General features: G+C 46.4%; 18 protein-coding genes and 1 pseudogene. 8 read left to right on the forward strand and 11 right to left on the reverse strand.

The genetic code is table 11. The features are described 5' to 3' along the window. Window positions 1-270 precede the first annotated feature (270 nt). Together S2091_RS16405 and S2091_RS16410 are read left to right on the forward strand one after the other, a co-directional pair. Complete coding sequence (locus S2091_RS16405) at window positions 271-471, forward strand: hypothetical protein (protein WP_105533036.1); 201 nt, start codon at window positions 271-273, stop codon at window positions 469-471. 143 nt (window positions 472-614) lie between these two features. Further along, window positions 615-1409: a PRC-barrel domain-containing protein gene (locus S2091_RS16410; protein WP_105533037.1), complete on the forward strand. Its 795-nt coding sequence runs from the start codon at window positions 615-617 to the stop codon at window positions 1407-1409. A gap of 242 nt (window positions 1410-1651) precedes the next feature. On the opposite strand, the gene S2091_RS16415 is transcribed toward S2091_RS16410, so the two are convergent. The 4 genes and pseudogenes from S2091_RS16415 to S2091_RS16430 all read right to left on the reverse strand — a co-directional run bounded on the left by S2091_RS16415 (window position 1652) and on the right by S2091_RS16430 (window position 2884). Then, window positions 1652-2041 (reverse strand): VOC family protein, encoded by a 390-nt coding sequence (locus tag S2091_RS16415; protein WP_105533038.1) that lies wholly within the window; start codon window positions 2039-2041, stop codon window positions 1652-1654. Then, window positions 2007-2293: pseudogene (locus S2091_RS16420) on the reverse strand (helix-turn-helix domain-containing protein). The gene S2091_RS16415 and the pseudogene S2091_RS16420 overlap by 35 nt, the downstream one beginning before the upstream one ends. A gap of 41 nt (window positions 2294-2334) precedes the next feature. Next, window positions 2335-2628 (reverse strand): BrnA antitoxin family protein, encoded by a 294-nt coding sequence (locus S2091_RS16425; RefSeq protein ID WP_105533120.1) that lies wholly within the window; start codon window positions 2626-2628, stop codon window positions 2335-2337. Continuing rightward, window positions 2606-2884, reverse strand: a complete 279-nt coding sequence (locus tag S2091_RS16430; protein ID WP_105533039.1) for a BrnT family toxin — start codon at window positions 2882-2884, stop codon at window positions 2606-2608. The genes S2091_RS16425 and S2091_RS16430 overlap by 23 nt, the downstream gene beginning before the upstream one ends. A 274-nt stretch (window positions 2885-3158) precedes the next feature. On the opposite strand from S2091_RS16430, the gene S2091_RS16435 reads away from it, so the two are divergent. Beyond that, window positions 3159-4346 (forward strand): hypothetical protein, encoded by a 1188-nt coding sequence (locus S2091_RS16435; protein WP_105533040.1) that lies wholly within the window; start codon window positions 3159-3161, stop codon window positions 4344-4346. A gap of 203 nt (window positions 4347-4549) precedes the next feature. Here S2091_RS16435 and S2091_RS16440 read toward each other — a convergent pair whose 3' ends face one another. Next, window positions 4550-4990: a helix-turn-helix domain-containing protein gene (locus S2091_RS16440; RefSeq protein ID WP_105533041.1), complete on the reverse strand. Its 441-nt coding sequence runs from the start codon at window positions 4988-4990 to the stop codon at window positions 4550-4552. Window positions 4991-5101: 111 nt separating this feature from the next. On the opposite strand from S2091_RS16440, the gene S2091_RS24075 reads away from it, so the two are divergent. The 3 genes from S2091_RS24075 to S2091_RS16455 all read left to right on the forward strand — a co-directional run bounded on the left by S2091_RS24075 (window position 5102) and on the right by S2091_RS16455 (window position 6783). Beyond that, the gene (locus S2091_RS24075) at window positions 5102-5305 is read left to right on the forward strand and encodes a hypothetical protein (RefSeq protein ID WP_105533042.1); all 204 of its coding nucleotides are present in this window, start codon (window positions 5102-5104) and stop codon (window positions 5303-5305) included. 186 nt (window positions 5306-5491) lie between these two features. After that, window positions 5492-5734: a hypothetical protein gene (locus S2091_RS24080; RefSeq protein WP_105533043.1), complete on the forward strand. Its 243-nt coding sequence runs from the start codon at window positions 5492-5494 to the stop codon at window positions 5732-5734. Further along, window positions 5734-6783 (forward strand): fimbrial protein, encoded by a 1050-nt coding sequence (locus S2091_RS16455; RefSeq protein WP_105533044.1) that lies wholly within the window; start codon window positions 5734-5736, stop codon window positions 6781-6783. Before S2091_RS24080 ends, S2091_RS16455 begins: the two co-directional genes overlap by 1 nt. Before the next feature lie 146 nt (window positions 6784-6929). On the opposite strand, the gene S2091_RS16460 is transcribed toward S2091_RS16455, so the two are convergent. From S2091_RS16460 to S2091_RS16485, 6 genes are all read right to left on the reverse strand, one after another. After that, on the reverse strand, window positions 6930-9095 hold the full coding sequence (locus S2091_RS16460; protein ID WP_165795008.1) for an EAL domain-containing protein: 2166 nt from the start codon (window positions 9093-9095) through the stop codon (window positions 6930-6932). Window positions 9096-9334: 239 nt separating this feature from the next. After that, window positions 9335-10786, reverse strand: coding sequence for a sensor histidine kinase (locus tag S2091_RS16465; protein WP_105533046.1), 1452 nt, complete (start codon window positions 10784-10786; stop codon window positions 9335-9337). A gap of 2 nt (window positions 10787-10788) precedes the next feature. Beyond that, window positions 10789-11793: an ABC transporter substrate-binding protein gene (locus S2091_RS16470; RefSeq protein ID WP_105533047.1), complete on the reverse strand. Its 1005-nt coding sequence runs from the start codon at window positions 11791-11793 to the stop codon at window positions 10789-10791. Between the two features lie 500 nt (window positions 11794-12293). Continuing rightward, the gene (locus tag S2091_RS16475; RefSeq protein ID WP_105533048.1) at window positions 12294-15482 is read right to left on the reverse strand and encodes an efflux RND transporter permease subunit; all 3189 of its coding nucleotides are present in this window, start codon (window positions 15480-15482) and stop codon (window positions 12294-12296) included. 81 nt (window positions 15483-15563) lie between these two features. Beyond that, complete coding sequence (locus tag S2091_RS16480; protein WP_105533049.1) at window positions 15564-17063, reverse strand: efflux transporter outer membrane subunit; 1500 nt, start codon at window positions 17061-17063, stop codon at window positions 15564-15566. A gap of 2 nt (window positions 17064-17065) precedes the next feature. Further along, window positions 17066-18346, reverse strand: coding sequence for an efflux RND transporter periplasmic adaptor subunit (locus S2091_RS16485; RefSeq protein ID WP_105533050.1), 1281 nt, complete (start codon window positions 18344-18346; stop codon window positions 17066-17068). A 614-nt stretch (window positions 18347-18960) separates the two neighbouring features. Here S2091_RS16485 and S2091_RS16490 point away from each other — a divergent pair. After that, complete coding sequence (locus S2091_RS16490) at window positions 18961-19725, forward strand: TorF family putative porin (protein WP_105533051.1); 765 nt, start codon at window positions 18961-18963, stop codon at window positions 19723-19725. A 12-nt stretch (window positions 19726-19737) separates the two neighbouring features. Next, entirely contained in the window at window positions 19738-20076 is a 339-nt protein-coding gene (locus S2091_RS16495) for a P-II family nitrogen regulator (RefSeq protein ID WP_105533052.1), read from the forward strand. Window positions 20077-20084: the final 8 nt, after the last annotated feature.

The following is a 20084-nucleotide window of genomic DNA, read 5'->3' on the forward strand; positions in this document are numbered from 1 at the left end:
ATCATTTTTTATTGTGCTTAAGTGATTGGATGGTATCTCATGGTTAGCTCGTTGGTATGTGCGTAGGCGAACATAAGCTTCAGTGAAAACAAGTAAATAATATATTGCGCAACTAGGTGTGCTACCCCACAGACTTTATAAAAAGTAGCGAGTAGATTGAATGACGAATCAAGGCGTAGATCGATTAGTGATAATTGGTTTGCCACAGCTTTGTCAAGGCTCATACCAATCTGCATTGGGCATTGAAGTTTATTTTTATAGGAGATAGCAATGAAAAACAAACCGCTGCATAGCTCTGAAAAATTGGTGCATTTGGATGCAATCCTTGATGAGGCACTAACAGAATCATTTCCAGCCAGTGATCCAATCGCCGTCAGTTTTCCTCGTGCCGTTGATCTTGCTTCTAATGAGCCTATTGAGATTGCCAAGGAAGTTCAAAAACGGAAAAAATCATCGAAGCACAAGCATTGAAAATATCGATCAATTTACGAAAATTTTATCTTAAATTGATAGTGTTTTAACGAGCGCAATTTATTCAAAATAGAGTGCAGCCTAATAATTGCTATGCCACTTTTACCACTAATAAATTCCGCCCTTCAAAAGGAGAAATGTATATGTTACGTAACTCAAACGAATTTATAAATTGCGCAATTAGTGCAACGGATGGAGCCATTGGCCATATTGAAAATTTTTATTTTGACGATAAAACATGGGTCGTCCGCTACTTGATTGTTGATACTGGAAATTGGCTGTTCAGTCGAAAGGTATTAATTTCACCCAGAGCGGTTGAGCAAGTGAACTGGGAAAATAAAACAATCAGTGTCAATATTACTAAAGAGCAGGTAAAAAGTAGCCCGAATATTGATACGGAAAAACCAGTTTCGCGACAGCATGAAATGACGTACAACGGATATTATGGATACCCATATTATTGGGAAGAAATTGGCCTGTGGGGAATTGACGATTACCCACCGATGATGATGCCTATCTATACCGAAAGCTTAACGGCACCGCTTGGCGTAGAGCAAGAAATAGAACGTTCTCAGGAGCAAATAAAATCAAAAAACTATGATCCCCATTTGCGTAGCTATAAAGAAATAGAAACGTATCGGATATTAACAAGCGATGGCGAAATAGGGCATGTAAAAGGTTTGCTTATCGATGAAGAAAATTGGATCGTGCGATACATCATCGTTGATACAACTGCTTGGTGGCCTAGCCAGGGAGTACTTATTGAAATTCAGCGAATTAAGGAAGTAAACTGGGCTGATAATACAATCCATATCAACCTGACACAGCAGTCAATAATAGACGCACCACCTTACGATTCAAAAGAATTATTTAATCAAGAAAAGGAAATGGGACTTAAAGAACACTATCAACGTCTTGGTTATCGAATTGGCGAATAGACGGTTGAGTTCCTATTGATGCTAATAACGTTAAGTGATGTTTACGGCTTTAAATTAATGAAAAATCCTTATGTTTAAATGATTTTCAAGAAAGATTTAAATCTTTTCATTCTGCAATACTAAAACCCCGAATTTTTCAATGAAATCAATCATTAAGAAGTTCGGGGTTTTTCATTTTTGGTTTATCGGAAGGTTCTATAGGATTACTATGCGCCTACTGTCAGTTGAGCATGAGTGAATTGTTAGATCGCAGCGAGCGCACTAATCATGACGTAATACCCATCCAGATCACGGAGTGCGAATTCACTGGTGCCCGTATTGGGATTCAAATGAGGCTCCTCTTCCAGTCCAACGACAAGAGCACGTGCTCGAAGCAGAGTCTCGTTGAAGTCATCTACACGAAAGAACAAGAGTAGTCCATTGCCAGGCTGAACATGATCAGGACTAGTCAGTGGCGGATGGTCGTGACTTCCCCACTGGTGAAGGCAAAGCAAAACCGTGCCATCGGTGTCTATAATTTGCCCGAAGTAATCATGAGCGGGCTTCGTTTCCGTTTGACCAAATAGCGACTGATACCACCTGAAGCTGCTAGCAACATCAGCAACGCCGATGATTGTCCATGTACGTTTCATAATTTCCTCCGGAGGTAGCGGCCATGTTGACCAAGGCATCAATGGTAAATAGATTGATCTTGCCACGCATCAGATCAGATATGCGAGGTTGCGCCACACCAAACAATTTGGCAGCTTCTAATCGGGTTAGATTGGTGTGAGTAATGTGATTTTTAATGCCTGCATTAAAGACGAACGCAGTTTAATGTTAGTGACTTCTTCAGGTGTGTCTTCAATGGCGTCCCACACGCTGGCAAATTGTTTGTTTTTCATTATTTGATCTCCCTTAATAAGTTCCGGTAAGTGAGTAATTATTATCCGGGGGAATGCGTTTTCAGCCATTCGCGTAAAGCAGCATCAATACGCGTTTGCCAGCCATCACCGGAGGCTTTGAAATGCGCAATGACATCATGTGAAAGACGGATGTTGATGCGTTCTTTTGGATGCTCTGCGCGTGGCCGACCACGTGGTTTGAGCATGGTCTGAGCGACTTTAGCACTAAATAATTGGGGTAACACTTCATTGGCTGGACGAGCTTTAGCAAAATCCTTAGCAGTCCATTCAGGATTTTCGTCGTCGATTAATTCAGGATTTGGTTTTTTGCTCATCATAATAGTTCACCTCCCGTTGGTTCGCTTTACGCAAGCTAATCACATGCATCTTGTCTGCACGTGGCGTGAACACGACAGCGTGTAGCCGATATTCAATCAGACCAAGGGCAAGGTAACGCCGCTCGCCGTAATCTTTACGGACATCCTCTTCAATAAGAGCGCTTGACCAGTTTAATTGCTCGACCAGGCTGAATGATAAACCTCGATCAGATATGTTGCGTTCATTTTTTACTGGATCAAAAGAGATTTCCATCTGATTTATTGTACTCACAAAAAATATGCGAGTCAATTAATCCGAAAATGGAATTTGAGGTAACACGTAGTAAATTAAGAAATACGAAAAAACGTTTTAGCCTGGCACTGGTTCGGGTATTTTTTTAACGGTTTTTGTAATTGAGTTTCAATCTTCCCACTTTGTTCGATTTACCCATTGCAAATAGTAAAATTGCTTTTAGTTAATGATGCCGCTATGTTATTTTATTACTTCATTTTTTTAATTACCCACTAAATACCAAAGGGAGATTTCTTTGCAAAACAAGACTTTAAGTAAATTGGGCTGTCTGCTGTTTCTAATCGGCATGGTTAATGGCACTCAAGTGCTGGCGGCTTCTTGCGAAGATAATTTTTCTTCCTCTGGAAGTTTTTTTACCGGGAGTACTTTTAAAACCTGGGCTGAGCTGCCGAATAGTAAGTTTGAGAGTGCCTATAAGGGCGCTTATATGTACACAGTTAAGGATGGCTGGAAGATTCTGCAATCCAATAAAGAGATGGGCGTAATCTCTGCGGCACAAGCCGCTTCGTACGCTAAAGGTAAAGTTATTCCCCTGAATATTGCGGTTGAAAAATTAGGTGCAGGTACAAAAATCTCGCTGGTGTATACCACGCCAGCCGGGGCTGTTTCACCGGAAGCGGCAGTTAAAACGCATTTTTGTAAAACAATTGAGGCCGCTGAAGCTGAGCAAGCTGACACAACTGCGGTAGCGGTGAATGCGCCAAATGCGTCAAATACCAAGCCGGTAGCAAATACGAAAACAATGGAGGGCGCAGACGATAAAGCGCAGGCTAATAACATTAAGACTGACGAATTCATTAAAGGAAACAAGCCTTGCCTCGGTGGTATTTGTATTGGTGATGACGTCGCCTCACTGAGCAAAATTACCTGGGCGCCGATGCCAAGCAACTTCAAAAATTATCACCCTAGCGATGTGGAAGTGCAAAATATGATGCACGGCCAGAAATTTGTTGCCGGTGCCAATTCTGCTGATATCTTGCGTGGTGCAATGCCGTATATGGCATTCAGTATTTTTGATAGTGATGCGGTCCCAAAGTTGACTGAGCTACATGGTTTTTGCGAGAATATGGCGGGTTTTTTAGGTAGTTATAAATCAGATAGTGGATTTGATACCTATGTTGTCGTGAATGTTTTACCTGATGCTTATCCATCGCCACGCAAACTGCAGGTCACTTCAATTCGACGTAATTACCCTACGATTTATACCGAAGATCAAGTTAAAGAGTTAGCCAGCCAATTTAAAAAGCGTTATGCCAGCATTCCTGGTGAGGCTTACCGAGCCACGCATACTAAACCGTCTGAGGTTGAGTGGTCGTTTCAAAATCGCGCATTAATAATCGGTTATTCCGGAGGATGGATGTCAAGCCGAATTGAGCAGTTTAAACAATACCCCGGTTGTGGGAAAGCGCTCAGCATAGATTGAGGAAGTAAGGTGTAAGTAATTTTATGATTTGATCTAATGCACGCTCGCCGGTGGGCATTAGATCAAACTCAATTTTTACCCCCATCTCGCTTGCATGTGGTGAATTACCCTAATCGTTTGCTAGCGGAACGGTTTGTGCCCCCCAGGTAACACTAAACACCAGACATTAATTCCCTGTACCTATCATCAAACTAAGCAGCGCTTTAGTCTTTCTTGCCCAATTTTGCAAGAGCGTTTCCTGCTGCGCTGATTACGTCTCTCCCTTCATCATTACTGTGGCGGAAGTTGTCGAGTAACGCGGCTTCACGTCTGTTGCGTGCTACGCCGAATACTTCTGTTTCATGGGGTTCCGCCGTGACTTGGCTGGGGACATTGGAACTGTTCTGATACGTTTGCTGTGTCTGAGCTACGCCCAGAACATGACGAGGCATAGATACGCGCTGGCCAGTCAGGACGTAAAGAACGTCTACCCCTGTCTCTGAAATGGCGGCTAAGTAGGCGGCATCTGGTGCGCGTCCACCACTTTCATAATTAAATTGGGATGCTCGCTTAGTGCCGCCAATCGCTGCAAACGCAGTTTGGGACATGCCAAGTCGTTTGCGTTCTTCCTTTAATCGCACACCAATATCTAATAAATTAGTCATATTCCAATAAAGTTATTGCGCATGCTCACAAAAGTAGGCATAATTAGCAAAAATAAATATCAAATTAACCACTTGCGGTGGTTAAGCATTTTGCATATAGGAGTCATGTGAATGACGCCCGGACAAGTTCAACAAGCCAAACTCATCAAAGAAAGCTTTCGTGAGTGTGGCCTGACTTTTACCCAGAGGGGTAAAGAAAACGACGCCTCCAAGCGGTTTACCGCGTGCGCGGGTTCGATAAAGTGCATTATGGTAAAGCATGATATAGCAGTGAGGCCCGGCATGAAAACACCGGGCGATCAACCGCCTGAATGATGCTCACCATAACAAGCAAATTGATGTGAAGGCGATTTCCATCGCTGTTTTGCGAATTCCCCCGGCTATGGACACTTGCAGTTTTCTATTTGCAATTCCCGTACGCCTCCCAACGCTCAAATTGAGCCGGCCACAGCACGTTTTCTATTTTCCCATAACCACTAGCAAGACAAAAGGAGTTTAACGATGAACCGGCAACTTACCTTATATCTTCCCAATCCACTGGCCGCTCGTGTAACGCTGTTTTTATCGACTAAAGGCCAACCGCTTACTACCTGCCGTTCCGTTGATGAACGGTTAGGTAAGAATCATAAAAGCAGTTTAAAAAATCTTAATGCCGTCATGGCTGCAACATACTATTTTCGGTTGAAACGGCAAGTCGCAGGTGACAGGGTTTGCGCGGAGTTTATTAAGAATAGGAGTGAATAATGATTAAGTTCACGACTGTTTTAAATTTCATTCTATGTGTCTTGGCATTTTCTGCATCAAATGCTCTGGCTACTAATGTCTGCAAGCTAACGCAAAGTACGTTCCAGATGCCATTCAGTTTGTCTGTCGCACAGGATGCGCCAGTTGGAACACAGATAGGTCCGGATATAGAAACCGGACCACTTCAGCTTTACACCTGTACGGGAAACTATAGTTCACAATCGCTTGGACTTAAACCTATCGGCGGTGTGCTCCATGGCATGATTAATGGCCGGCGTGTTTTCAAGACGGGTATTGCAGGTATCGGTTATGCACTGGGCCTGAGATCAATTGGCAACTGTGATGGCAGCAGCGCTTATTTAGATGGAGTTGAATTTACTTCAGAGAGGCTTGGTCCCTTAAACAGGCTTTTCTGTACTTATCCTGGGTTGATGCCAGTGCAACCGATGCGGGGACAATTTCTGCTTGCATTTTATAAAATCGGAGCCACGAACGGCGGTAGCCTTGCATCATACGTTGTTGGCGCAAGTGTTATTCGTAATAACCAAAGTTATTGGGAGAATCCGAACAGTTCAACGGAATCAAAACTTACCATAAAGGGTTTGGCTGTAACAACCGTAAGCTGTTCTCTCTCGGATATCGTCGTTCCAATGGGTGACACGAATACTCAACAGATGTTTAATGGCGTTGGTAGCAGACTCAATCCGGTGCCATTTACAATTCACCTGAATAATTGTAGAGCTGGCCCTAATACATCGGTTAAGTATCAATTCGATCCTTTAATGCCTGCATTCGATGCTAAAAACGGTATTCTTGCCCTGAACGCGGGTGGTGCAAGAAGGCTGGCGGCGACAGGCATAGGCATTGAGATACGAGCCGCAGGCGGCACCGAAGCGGTACAGGCGTTTGGGGTTCCTCATGTGTTTGGGAAAATTACAACAGGGGAAAACTATACTATTCCGCTTAATGCCAGATATATACAGACTGCTGCAAAAATAACCGGCGGCATTGCCAATAGCGCGATGACGTTTACTCTTATTTATGATTAAGAGGATACCTGCTGCTTATCGCTATCTTTTCAAACACGGTAGTGGGTATTTCCCATAACCTTACACATCGTTATTCCCGCGCAAGCGGGAATTCGGTAGCGAGCTGGGAATTTAGCTGATACATCGTTTGTCAGTGATTTAATCTTTTAAGTTTGTTCAATTTTTTTGGGAGCAGTTAAGTCCAACTGCGACAGTGGCACCGGATGCCCGACTTCATAGCCTTGCGCGTAATCTACCCCGATTTCGCGCAATTTTTTCAAGATTTCCTTGTCTTCGACGAATTCCGCAATCGTTTCTAACACCATGACATGACCAATGTTGTTGATCGCGGCGACCATCGCTGCATCGACCGGGTCATTGGCGATGTCTTTTACAAAGCATCCATCGATTTTTAAGAAATTGACCGGGAGATGTTTCAGATAAGAGAATGACGACATGCCGCTGCCAAAATCATCCAGGGCAAATTTGCAGCCTTTGGATTGCAGGGCAATGATAAAGGCCCGAGCATTTAACAGGTTGGTGATGGCCGCCGTTTCGGTAATCTCAAAGCAGATGCTGCCGGAGTTGACCCCAGAGGTTTCCAGTTGCTCGAAGATGAAGGGTAGGGCTTTTTCATCATTCAAGCTGGCACCAGATAGGTTGATGGAGAAAAGTGACGTTGCGCCAAATTCGAGCTTGGCAATATGTGCGAATGCGGTTCGTACTACCCAGCGATCAATTTCGGGCATTAATCCATAGCGCTCTGCGGCAGGAATGAACGCCATTGGCGGAATAATTTGACTCTCGGTATTGATTAGTCTGAGCAGTATTTCAACGTGTTCATGATAGGGCTGGGTAGTATTGAGCGAAACAATTTTTTGGGCATACAGCACAAAACGATTCTGCGTGATGGCGCTATAAATTTTGGTGTACCAGTCGATCTCGCCATGCCGTTTGCTCATTTCGTAATCGTCTTCCATATAGACATGAATGCGATTACGTCCCAGATCCTTGGCGGTATAACAGGCCGAGTCCGCTATTCTGAGAATTTCTGCACAACTCAGATTTTCCGGTCCATTTCCGCCAAAGTTGACTAAGCCGATACTTACGCTGATAGGGAAGGTTTTTTCATCCCATACAAAATGAAAATCGCCAATAATATTTCTGAGATTTTCCGCAATTTGCAGCGCAAAATATGGTGGGCAAGATTCCAGTAATACACCAAATTCATCACCACCCAATCGCGCCAAAGTATCGTTGGCGCGTAGGGTTAATCGTAGTAAGCCGGTAATTTGTCGCAATAACTCATCGCCGGAATTATGGCCGCAGGTGTCATTAACGATTTTGAACTGATCAAGATCTAAATAAGCAAGCGCGTGTTGATGTCCATGTAAAGAACTGCTTTCGATTGCTTTTTGAAGGCGGCGGTCGAATTCACTGCGGTTGACTAAGTCGGTCAAGGCGTCGTGCGTGGCTTGGTACGTCATTTCTTCCGAAAGACGACGCGCGTCACTGACGTCATGAAACACCAAAACTACCCCAATCACTTTATTGTCACGATCTAGCATCGGCGCTGCGGAATCTTCAATGGCGTACATGATTCCGTGCTTGCCGATGAGCGCGCTATGGTTCGACATGCCGGAAATTTTACCCGTGCGTAGCACTGCTTCGATGGGGGAAGGATTGGGCTCTTGCGTTTCTTCATTGACGATAACTAATACCTTGGATGCGGCTTGCCCGCAGGCTTCCAATATAGTCCAACCAGTTTTTTCTTCGGCGACCGGATTCAGGTAGGTGACATTGCCATATTCATCGGTCGTAATTACGCCATCGCCGATAGAATTCAAGGTCACTTCAAGGCGCTGTTTTTCCTGGAATAATTCGGTGGCCCTGACTTCAAGCTCGCGTTTTCCCACTTCTAAATTGGCATAAGCAATGGCCAGTTGTTCTTCGTTATTTTTTAAGCGCAGCTCAACGTTGTGACGTTCCAGTGCCATTTGAATGGTGGCGTGTAATTCGCGTTCTGAAAATGGTTTTATTAAATAGCCGTAGGGCTTGGTTGCCTTGGCGCGTTCCAGTGTTTTTTCTTCGGAATAGGCAGTGAGATAAATCACCGGCACGTTAATTTTTGCCGCGGTGTCGATCCCGTCGATGTCGCCGGAAATATTAATATCCATCAGCACAATATCGGGCATGATTTCGTTGACGGCTTTCATTGCCTGGTCATGTGAAGCAGCGACGCGTGGCACTTCGTAGCCCAAGACAATCAGGCGTCGTTGAAGATCTAGCGCGACAATACTTTCGTCTTCAACAATCAATATTTTTGATGGCATATTCATACCTATATTTAGTTGTTAACCAGTTGTGTAGGTCAGATTTCGGCGATCAATATTAGCGTAATATAAAAGCTATTCGTACTGTTAAGTAGTTGTTGATTTATAGATAAAACTGACTAGGAAATTGCAATAAAAGCTCTTCCACGTTTAAACACTATAGTTCATATTTTGTAAGATAGAAATTGTGAATCAGAATATGAGCAAAATTTTCCAACTGACATCTTGGGTTGAGAAAATTACCACAAATCTGACTTGTTATCGCTTTCCTGAGATTCCCATTCGAGTGAAAACCTGGTGGGATCCCGGCGATTAATGGTTAATGTCCCTTCGAGCTGCTGAGACAATAAAGCGACCAGTCGCAGCCCCAATGTTTCCACGTTATCGACATCCAGCTCGCTCGGTATGCCGACGCCGGTATCGCTGATTACCAACAGTATTTTGTTCTTATCATGACGCGTCAACGAGACGGCGATTTCTCCCTGGCGGTTATCCGGAAAAGCATGTTTTAGCGCGTTAGTGATTAATTCGTTAATTAATAAGCCGCATGGGATAGCAGAGTTGATGGGGAGGAAGACTGATCCTGCATCGATTTTTAACTCGACATTTCTCACATCAACGCAGTAAGAAGACACCAACGTGGGTACCAGTGCATTTAAAAATTCGCCAAAGTCGACACTGGCAAAATCATGCGACTGATAAAGCGTTTGATGTATCAGCGCCATTGACTGGATGCGGTTCTGGCTATCCATTAACATGCTTTTAACGGTGGCATCATTGATCTGCGATGACTGCAAGTTCAGTAAACTTTGCACAACCTGTAAGTTGTTTTTAACACGGTGATGTATTTCACCGAGTAGCAAATCTTTTTCTTGTAAGGCGGATTGTATGCGGACAAAGGATTGCTCCAGTAACTCCGCCGCCAGTTTGCGTTCCGTGATTTCGGTTCGGATATTGGCATTTGAGGTATCCAGTTCGGCCAACCGGTCACGCAGCGTGATGCGCATGTAGTCAAAGCTGGCCGCTAGCGCAGTAATTTCGTCGCTGCCGGAAATGGTAATTGCCTGGTCAAAAGTCCCTTTACTGAAGCGTTCGGTGGCCTCTTCCAATTTGATAATCGGCGCGACAATTCTGCGCTGAAAAATATGCAACAGCCCCAAAATGACGCCCGCCAGCAAGGTGACTGACACCGCCAGCAGGCCATGCATCCATTCCTTTTGCGTGTTGATGTAGGCCGCTGCTACGTCATTCATCGCAAGTATGTCGGAGACCATGGAAGACGTTCTGACGTCGAGTTGTTCTTGAATGATTTGCAGGTCTTCTTTGCGCGCTAAGTCTTGTTTTGCATTTGAAAGCATACCGAACAGAGCGCCAACTGCTGCATGATTTTCAAGAATTCTGGCCCTGAGTGACTGTGTTTGCTTATCCAGCGGCGGAATCGACATGAGTATTGGGGTCAGCTCGCTAAATTGTGCCTGCCATTGGCGCGCCGCGCGTTGATACGACGGGCTTGATAACTCGGGTAGGAAACCGCGTATCAGGGATATCTTTCGCACCGCCGCATTCAAGTTCAGCGTTGCCTCAGTATGACGTGTATCCATTACCTGCAAGATGATGATCGTTGCTGCCAGCAAAGTAACGCTGGCAATACTGATGACCGCCGATAGTTTTAAGGTTGGGCTAATTCGCATTGTTATTTTGAAATAGTGACTTCAGTCGGTTTAATCGCGCGCAAGGGTTCCGTTTCGAACGCATCCAAAATATCGGGGAAGGGGCCATTTGGCACTAATCCACGCCGGAAAAACCAGTGCACCTGATTTTCTGTCGCTATTAACAGCGATTGTTTGAGCGTTAATTCATAGGTCAATGGTTCTCCATGGCCGCGTAGCACGCTGGTGTCGACCCCCGACGCGCTGGCAATGATGTTGTAGGCTTCGTTTGAGTGTTCTTTGGTAAAAATTTCCGCCTTATAGAGCGCCCGTAGAAACCGGTCGATTTCTTTACGGTGGTGCGCCGCATAATCTGGACGGACAATGATGTTGATCGTTTGTGCATAAGCCTCATTACGCAAAAATGTCACCCCATTGTCACCGAGTTGGTTTTGCATGTTGGTCATATGCGGCACCCAGACTGACGCGGCATCGATCTTTCCGGAAACCAGTTCAGCAACTAACTCCGTAGGCAAGCCAGGCACCATCGTGATTGAGTCCAGCGGGATATTGTGGAACGCTAAAAAGGTTTCCAAATCGTATTGTGTGTTGGTGCCAAACACGAACCCGATCCGCTTGCCCTTCAGGTCTTCCGGTGTGAGAACTCCATGATCTTTACGCGCAACAATGCCCGAACTCCAGCGGGAAGAAAAAATAGTTGCTATAAATTTGGGATGCTTTCCCTCTGCCAATGCCATGGCGACCGGTGTTTCTGCCGTAGTGGCGAAATCGGCCTCACCTGACAGCACACGTGCAATTGCTTCTGGCCCGACTTGCATGGTTTTATAGGTGACAGTCAGGCCTTCGTCAGTAAAATATCCTTTTGCTTGAGCAATATGTATTAACCCGGAATGCGGCGTTTGAAAACGTAAAATGACAATAGGGAGAGGCGATGGGGGCGGCTGCCAAAAATGGGAATAATGAATAAAGATGCCGGTGATGAGGGCAACTGCGACTACGGCTGCCAGCAACAAGCTTTTGTTAAACATTGCTTTATTCCTTCATCGTCTAATAAACCGTGGTAACGGATCTAACATCGGTGTCAGGGGTTGTCGCACTGGTGGATTGATTACTTAATCAGTTTTTGCAAACATCGCGATATCAATAGCTTTGCTTTGTAAGCCAATTTTCACCATGATTTTATTGACGATGTTGCCGACAATCTTCTTTTTAGACTATTTTTCGACTTGTGAATAGGCATTAAATAGTGTGTTTGGCAGGTTTTTGTGCATCACACCATTGAAAACGCTGCTTTTTGATATAAAGCAGCGTTACATATTTCGTATTGAGAATAGTTGTATTTTTAGAATACCGTAGTATTAAATTTGAAAAATGGCGATATAGGCAATATTTGTGTTGAACTAAGAGCCATTAAATAGGTTGAAAAATACAAAAAATATGGGGGAGTCGGTGAAATGGTCGCGAAAGGTGCGTGGCAAGATTGATTTACCCCAAATTCATACTGTGATGAATCTGGGGAGCGGTCGTATTAAATCGGTGTTTCTGTACGATTGAGCAGGTTAATTTTTTCCTGTTTGTCGACAAACGGAGTACGTTTCGAAAACAGTTGAATTAACACCGGCAACACAAGCAATATTAATACCGGTGCCAGCAAGATTCCGCCAACCACCACCAATGCCAACGGTTTTTGAACCTGAGAGCCAATACCGGTTGCAAACGCTGCTGGCAGCAAGCCGGCGCAGGCGGCGCTACAGGTCATCATTACTGGTCGCAAGCGCGTTTGACACGACTGTACGATGGCATGTGCCCGTTCCGTTCCGGATTCAATCAGCTGGTTATAGTAAGACAACACGATGATGCCTTCCATCACCGAGATGCCGAATAAGCCGATAAAGCCGATTGCTGCCGATACACTAAACGGCGTCCCCGTGACATACAGCGCGAAGATGCCGCCAATGAGTGCCATTGGCATGACGCTGGCCGCAAGCAAGGTATCAGTGATGGAGTTGAAGTTAAAGTACAGCAGCAACATGATCAGGGCGAGGCTGAGCGGCACCACGATTTTTAAGCGAGCCATGGCATCTTCCAACTGCCCAAATTCGCCGACCCATTCCATCCGGTAACCGCCGGGTAATTTAACCTGCTCTGCTACCTTGCGTTGCGCCTCTTGTACTGCGCCGCCCAAATCACGTCCACGCACGCTGAATTTGATCGGGATGTAGCGTTCCTGACCTTCGCGATAAATGAATGACGCGCCGGATACCAGATTGACACTGGCCACATCGGACAAGGGAATCTGCACGACGCCGCTGCCATTGGGGTTTTGTGCGCCAATGGTGATTCTGCCGATGGAATCCAGGTTTTGCCGGTATTGGGACGCCAGACGCACGACGATAGGGAAGTTGCGGTCGCTCCCTTCCTCATACAGATTTCCTGCCGCCTGGCCACCAATCGCCGCTTGCACGGTGGCATTGATGTCACCGGGTTGCAATCCATAACGTGCGGCACGTACCCGGTCAATGTCGATTTTCACCGTGGGTTGACCCAGCGCATTGAATACCGACAAATCGGCAATGCCCGGCACGGTCGCCATGACTGCCTTGATCTGCGCGGCACTTTTTTCTAGCGCAGCTAAATCATTGCCATACAGTTTGACCGAGTTTTGACCTTTTACGCCTGAAGCGGCTTCTTCTACATTGTCTTCAATGTATTGAGAAAAGTTGAACTCAACACCCGGAAATTTTTCTTGAAGTTTGGCGCTCATGTCTTCTGTTAATTTTTCCTTAGTGATGCCCTTCGGCCAACTGCTGGATGGCTTCATCGGTACAAAAAATTCGGCATTAAAAAAACCACTGGCATCGGTGCCGTCATCGGGACGTCCATTTTGAGAAACAATCGAATCCACTTCCGGATAGCTTTTTATAAGCAGACGCATTTGATTTACATAGGCATTACCTTCTTCCAGTGAAATCGAATCCGGCATGGATGCACGTATCCACAAATTGCCTTCTTCCAGTTTTGGTAAAAACTCCAGCCCAAGTGTGTGTACAGCGATGACCGCAATCAGTCCTAATACGGCCATTCCGCTGAGTATCAAGGCGCGGTTAACAATGGCAAATTCCATCACCGGAGTATAGATGCGGCGCATCCAGCGCACTAAAAAAGTTTCTGTTTCGTCGACATGTTCTGGTAACAGCAATGCACAAAGCGCAGGCGACACGGTGAAGGTTGCAATCAAGCCACCGACAATGGCGTAGGCATACGTCTTTGCCATCGGCCCGAAGATATGACCTTCAACGCCGCTCAGTGTAAACAACGGCAGAAAGCCGGCGATGATGATGGCGGCCGAAAAGAAGATCGGGCGATTTACTTCAGCCGCAGCGTGTGCAATGGTTAAAAATTTGCCGCGCAGTGAGGTGTCTGACCGGGTGTAATGCTGCATGGGCGAGCCCAAACTGCGTTGCGCCTGACTCTCGGCCAGATGCCGGAACACGTTTTCCACCATGATGACGGTGGCATCGACAATTAACCCGAAATCAATCGCGCCAACTGACAGCAGGTTGGCGGATTCGCCGCGCATCGTCATAATGCCGATGGCGAAAAACAAGGCGAACGGAATCGTCGCACTGACAATCACCGCGCTACGTAGGTTGCCGAGAAATATCCATTGCACCAAAAATATCAACGCAATGCCAACTACCAGATTTTCCAATACGGTGTGGGTGGTAATGGCGATGAGTTCGCTGCGATCGTATATTTTTTCGATATGCACGCCGGGCGGCAAAATACCGGAATGATTGATTTTGTCGACTTCCTGTTCAACCCGCAGAATGGTCGGCGTGCTTTGTTCACCGCGCCGCATCAAGACGATTCCCTGCACGATATCGTTATCCGCGTTATTGCCAGCGATCCCCAGGCGCGGCACATTGCCTACGCTGACGGTCGCAATATCGCTGATGAGTACGGGTGTCCCCGCCAGTGAAGCCACCATCGTATTCCGGATATTGTCGAGCGAATGGATCATGCCCACGCCACGTACCACGGCGGCCTGTGCACCGAAATTCACCGTCTGACCGCCAACGTTAATGTTGCTGTTGTTGAGTACCTGTAAGACTTGCGGCACGGTTAGTCCGTAACGCATCAGTTTAGCCATGTCGATGGACACTTCGTAGTCTTTGGTCTTTCCGCCCCAGCCATTCACATCGACCACACCAGGGACAGCCTTAAACCTGCGCTCCAGCATCCAGTCTTCAATTGTCTTCAAATCCATTACTGAATAGCCCGGTGGGCCGACGACCCGATAGCGGAAAATTTCGCCGGTTGGGCTGGTTGGCGAAATTTGTGGCGCCGCGCCGTTCGGCAACGGTGCCAATTGTGAAAGACGGTTAATGACTTGCTGTTCGGCTTCCTGATAGCTGTAGTCATAGGTAAATTGAACCTTGACATCGGACAGGCCAAATAAGGAGATAGTCCGCACTGTTGTAACGTGTGGAATGCCGGCCAGTTGCACTTCAATCGGGATGGTTACATAGCGCTCAATCTCTTCGGCAGATTGGCCGGTACTTTGGGTAATAATGTCGACCAATGGCGGAACCGGATCGGGGTAGGCTTCAATGTTGAGTTTGATAAAGCCGACGGTGCCCAAAGCGAACAGGGCAACCAGTAGAATCACCACCAGCAGGCGCTGTTTGAGTGAGAAGGCAACAATGCTATTCATGCTTGGTTTTCTTGAAAGTGTGATTGATTTAAATTGGGAAAATAAAAATTAGGTGATGTGTGCCGCATTGCCATCGTTAGATTAACGCGCAACATTGTCGGCCTGGTTCCACCAGCCACCGCCCATCGCCTGAAACAGGGCGGCTGTATCGGCGTAGCGATTTGCCTGTGCCTGAACCAGCGTCAATACCGATAGTTGATACGACTGTTCAGCAGCCAGTAGCGTCACATAACCGATATCACCTAATTCAACCTGACGACGTGCAATCGCTAAACTTTCGGCAGCGGCGCGCTCGGCAATCAGTGCGGTTTGTAATCCGTCCGCATCAAATTGCAACGCCTGTAAAGTATCGGCAACATTTTGAAATGCGCTAATAACGGTGCTGCGATATTGCGCTGCCGCTTCGTCGTATGCCGCTTCAGCCGCGCGCTTTTTGTGCAGCAATGTGCCACCGTCAAAGAGCGGCTGGGTAATGCCGCCGACTAAAGTCCAAAAACTATTTCCAGGGCTGAACAGCTGGCTGATTTGGGTGGACATGCTGCCGCCACTGGCGCTCAAGGTAAATTGCGGGAGCATATTGGACTGGGCGACGCCGACCAGTGCACTGGCTGCGTGCAATTGCTCTTCAGCAGAACGTACATCAGGCCGTTGTTGCACTAACTGAGAGGGCAGGCTAACCGGTAATTTTCGCGGTAATTGGAGCATTGACAGTTCAAATGTTTCTGGCATGGGATCACCAGGAAAACCTCCGACCAACGCTGCCAATAAATCACGCTGCTGAGCCAGTTGTTTTTGTAGCGGCGGCAGCATGGCTTTGGTTTGCGCCAGTGTCGCTACCTGTGCAACAACATTGGCCTGTGCTACGGCACCTAATTCAAATTGCCGCTGGAATAAATCCAACTGCTCCTGCTCGATTTTAATCATTGCATTTGTGGCGCTGATTTGCGCGCGCAATGACGCTTCCTGAACAGCTGCTGTGACGACATTGGACGTCAGGGTTAAGTAAGCGGCTTCACGCAGGAAGCGCTGCGAATCCGCTTGCGCCTGCAAGTTTTCTACTTGACGTCGATTGTTGCCGAATACGTCGGCGGTGTAAGAAACATTTAGCTGCGCTGTATGCAAATTGAACAGCGAAGCACCGGAAGCCGCCGAGGATGAAACGCTGTTCAGCGCTTCCTTTTGACGGGTCGGGGTGAAATTGGCGCTGACACTTGGATAATAAGCACCTTGTTGCGCATAGACGGTTTCTTGCGCAACCCGTAACGCGGCTTCAGCTTGTTGCAGGTTCGGATTGTTTTTCAGCGCCTGTTCAATCAGCTTATTTAATGCGGGCGATTGAAATAACGTCCACCATTGTTGCGGGATATGTTCAGCACTTGCAAAATACTGAGCCTCGCCGCCTGCGACTGGCGCAGAGACGGTTTTGGTTGCCAGTGGCTCTTGTGTATAGCCATTGACGGCCGGTGCGGCAGGGCGTGTAAAATCCGGTCCAACCGCGCAGCCGGATAGTAATAGCAGCGCAGCAGGGAGTGTCATCATTAACCGGCGCTGTTTGAGCGAGTAGGCAAAAATGCTAGTCATGATTAATTACTTTCAGCTGCGCGGTCAATGAACAAAGCACCACTGGTGACTATTTTTTCACCTGCGTTCAAGCCGCTGGTTGCTTCAATCAAATCACCGTTAACGCGTCCGGTTTGAATCGGCCGCAACGCCAGACTGCCATCTTTTTCGGCAACGAATACATGAGCGTTGGAACCTTCATACACAATGGCGCTTTGTGGCACACCAGGAGCTGTGGCAACATCGCCAGTCAAAATACGGAACGTTGCGAACATCATCGGTTTTAGTGCGCCGTCTTGATTGTCCACTTCGGCGCGGACTGGCAGGCGATGCGTATTAGGATCAATTGATGGTGCAATCCAGGCAATCTTGGCCTTGAAAACGCGACCAGGCCAAGCTAGGACATTGACTTCGACTGGCGTACCTATTTTCATGTGCGGCGCATCGGTCTCACGCACGTTGGCGATTAACCAGACGGTGGATAAGTTGGCGATCGAATACACGGGATTGGTGGCCCCACCTGATGCGCTTTGAATATTTTGCCCAACCCCAACCTGACGCAATATGACTGTGCCAGCGATGGGCGCGCGGATAATGGCTTCAGGATTCATCTGTTGCGTAACAGGTTTTGTCTCTAATGTGCTGATTTCTGCGTCGGATTTGCCCAGAATGCGTAAACGGTTATGCACTGTACTCAGCGCTACTTCAGCGCTACGCAAATTGCTTTGTGCGGTAGCCAGGTCTGCCTGGCTCTGCAGCCAATCTTTTAAGGCTCCGGCTTTAGCCAGATACAAATCATGCTGACGCTGTTCCGATGTTTCCGTTAATTTAATTTGTGCGTGTGCGGTTTTAAGCCCGGCAACGGCACTAATTAAATCGTTTTGACCTTGTACAAACTCGGAAGCTTCCACCGCCATTAACGGCGCACCTTTGTTGACAACATCGCCTAATTTTGCGAATAATTTGGCTACATGCCCGGAATACGGTGAAAAAACCGGTGTAGTGGTGTCGTCGTTGCTGGCAATGGTGCCATCGGTAATTTGCTCGTCACGAAAACTGACGGACTGAACCGGGAGAATTTTCAATGCGTCTAGCTGGCTTTGGCTGGGCCGAAAAGTGCCCGGTGCAACCGGTACCTCTACATTAGTTTTAGCATCCGATTTACCCGTAATGAAATGATTGATAATCAGTCCGCCGCACAGCAGAGCGACGACAGCAGCGGCGATGCTTAGCTTCGTTTTAGTCGGCATGGCGAGCTCATTTTTTAAGATCAAGATAGAAGGGATATCAGCAGGTTTGTTCATGGTGTCCAACGTTGGATGGCTATGGTATTAAATTAAAAGACGTTAATTGATGTCAGTAAGAGCTACCCCAGCTAGTTCGGTAAGGGCGGTCTTCCGACGTTAGTGCTACGACTAACGTCAGTAATTGTTATTGACTTGCCCGGTATTTTTTTCCGTAACGATAGGATGCAGTTTGACTTTGATGACAATAACAATTCCGATATAATTTTTTTATAAAGAAATCACAGAGTAAGAGTAAAGAAGTTGTAAATTTCGTCGGCAATCGACGTATTCAAAACTGTTCCGACCACCATTTTTTACATTCCAGTGTTTTGCCGATAGCGCATTAGCTTAAAAATGGACGATGGCGTCGATGGCTAACATGGCCTGGTTATTTGACCTTTGGTTGCAGTAGAACCGTAACCAGCCGTGCATGGATTGTTGTAAGGCGCGCAGTTTGATGTTGTGGTCGAAACTAGTGCGCAAGTATCATTAGTCGCCAAAACAGTGCGTGATTATGGTGCGTTACCGTTTATCTACGGCCATTTAGGTGCTTTTTAGCATGGCATGAGACTTGCTGTGTCAGTTGAGGAATCTCACGTTTGTTAACTCACTATTAAATCGGAAATACCATTATGAAGAATAAATTAGGGAGTTTCACAGCAGTATTCTTTTTTGCGGTGCTATCACATAACGCCATCGCAGATGAAGTTGTAGAGGCACCAAAACCTGACAATGAATTTTCATTTAATTTAGGTGCAACCTCAGACTACCGCTATCGCGGTATTTCTCAGTCGAATTTACACCCTGCGATCCAGGGTGGTGCTGATTACACGAACAACCCAACCGGTTTATATGCCGGTACGTGGCTGTCTTCAATTAAATGGATTACCGATGCCGGTGGTAGTGGCGATGTTGAAATGGATTTGTACGCAGGTAAACGGGGGGATATTGTTAGCGATCTGTCTTACGATGTGGGCGTATTGAGCTATGTATACCCAGGTAATAATTTAGGTCAGATTGCTGGTTTAGCCAATGCCAACACAACTGAAATTTATGGACAGCTGACGTATAAATTGGCGAACATCAAATACTCCCGTTCGGTAACCAATTTATTCAGCATTCCAGGCAGTAAGAATAGTGGTTACGTTGATTTATGGACCAGCATTCCTGTCACTGACGCATTAGCTTTGGGTTTGCATGTGGGCCATCAAACTGTTGAAAATAATTCGAATTTTTCCTATACCGACTGGAAAGTTGGTCTTTCGCAGGATTTCTTTGGCGTTTCTTTCACCCTTGGTGTCGTCGGCACCGACGCAAATAAATTAATGTATGTAACGCCTGATGGAAAATTTACCGGCAAAACCAGTTTGGTGCTTTCCGCAGCAAAAACATTCTAAATCGGGCTATTTATGAAACTCATTACTGCAATCATCAAGCCGTTTAAGTTGGACGAAGTGCGAGAAGCTTTATCTGCTATCGGCGTGCAAGGTATTACGGCGACTGAGGTGAAAGGTTTTGGACGTCAAAAAGGGCATACAGAACTGTATCGCGGCGCGGAATATGTGGTTGATTTTTTACCTAAAACTAAAATTGAAGCTGCAGTGAATGATGACATCGTCGACCGCGCAATCGAAGCAATTGAAACAGCCGGACGCACTGGCAAGATAGGCGATGGAAAAATTTTCGTCTTTGATTTGCTGCAAGTGGTGCGGATACGTACAGGTGAAACTGGCAATGATGCTCTATAAGGAAAATA

The sequence above is a fragment of the Solimicrobium silvestre genome (genome assembly GCF_002976435.1).
GTDB classification, from domain to species: Bacteria; Pseudomonadota; Gammaproteobacteria; order Burkholderiales; family Burkholderiaceae_D; genus Solimicrobium; species Solimicrobium silvestre.

Bases quoted from the DNA above. Each gene is read 5' to 3' on its own strand.
- S2091_RS16470 (WP_105533047.1), bottom strand. From the start codon at position 11,793: ATGTTTAACAAAAGCTTGTTGCTGGCAGCCGTAGTCGCAGTTGCCCTC.
- S2091_RS24075 (WP_105533042.1), top strand. From the start codon at position 5,102: ATGACGCCCGGACAAGTTCAACAAGCCAAACTCATCAAAGAAAGCTTT.
- S2091_RS16480 (WP_105533049.1), bottom strand. From the start codon at position 17,063: ATGACTAGCATTTTTGCCTACTCGCTCAAACAGCGCCGGTTAATGATG.
- S2091_RS16495 (WP_105533052.1), top strand. From the start codon at position 19,738: ATGAAACTCATTACTGCAATCATCAAGCCGTTTAAGTTGGACGAAGTG.
- S2091_RS16410 (WP_105533037.1), top strand. From the start codon at position 615: ATGTTACGTAACTCAAACGAATTTATAAATTGCGCAATTAGTGCAACG.
- S2091_RS16430 (WP_105533039.1), bottom strand. From the start codon at position 2,884: ATGGAAATCTCTTTTGATCCAGTAAAAAATGAACGCAACATATCTGAT.
- S2091_RS16460 (WP_165795008.1), bottom strand. From the start codon at position 9,095: ATGCCATCAAAAATATTGATTGTTGAAGACGAAAGTATTGTCGCGCTA.
- S2091_RS16405 (WP_105533036.1), top strand. From the start codon at position 271: ATGAAAAACAAACCGCTGCATAGCTCTGAAAAATTGGTGCATTTGGAT.
- S2091_RS16440 (WP_105533041.1), bottom strand. From the start codon at position 4,990: ATGACTAATTTATTAGATATTGGTGTGCGATTAAAGGAAGAACGCAAA.
- S2091_RS16455 (WP_105533044.1), top strand. From the start codon at position 5,734: ATGATTAAGTTCACGACTGTTTTAAATTTCATTCTATGTGTCTTGGCA.
- S2091_RS16465 (WP_105533046.1), bottom strand. From the start codon at position 10,786: ATGCGAATTAGCCCAACCTTAAAACTATCGGCGGTCATCAGTATTGCC.
- S2091_RS16490 (WP_105533051.1), top strand. From the start codon at position 18,961: ATGAAGAATAAATTAGGGAGTTTCACAGCAGTATTCTTTTTTGCGGTG.
- S2091_RS16485 (WP_105533050.1), bottom strand. From the start codon at position 18,346: ATGAACAAACCTGCTGATATCCCTTCTATCTTGATCTTAAAAAATGAG.
- S2091_RS16415 (WP_105533038.1), bottom strand. From the start codon at position 2,041: ATGAAACGTACATGGACAATCATCGGCGTTGCTGATGTTGCTAGCAGC.
- S2091_RS16425 (WP_105533120.1), bottom strand. From the start codon at position 2,628: ATGAGCAAAAAACCAAATCCTGAATTAATCGACGACGAAAATCCTGAA.
- S2091_RS24080 (WP_105533043.1), top strand. From the start codon at position 5,492: ATGAACCGGCAACTTACCTTATATCTTCCCAATCCACTGGCCGCTCGT.
- S2091_RS16475 (WP_105533048.1), bottom strand. From the start codon at position 15,482: ATGAATAGCATTGTTGCCTTCTCACTCAAACAGCGCCTGCTGGTGGTG.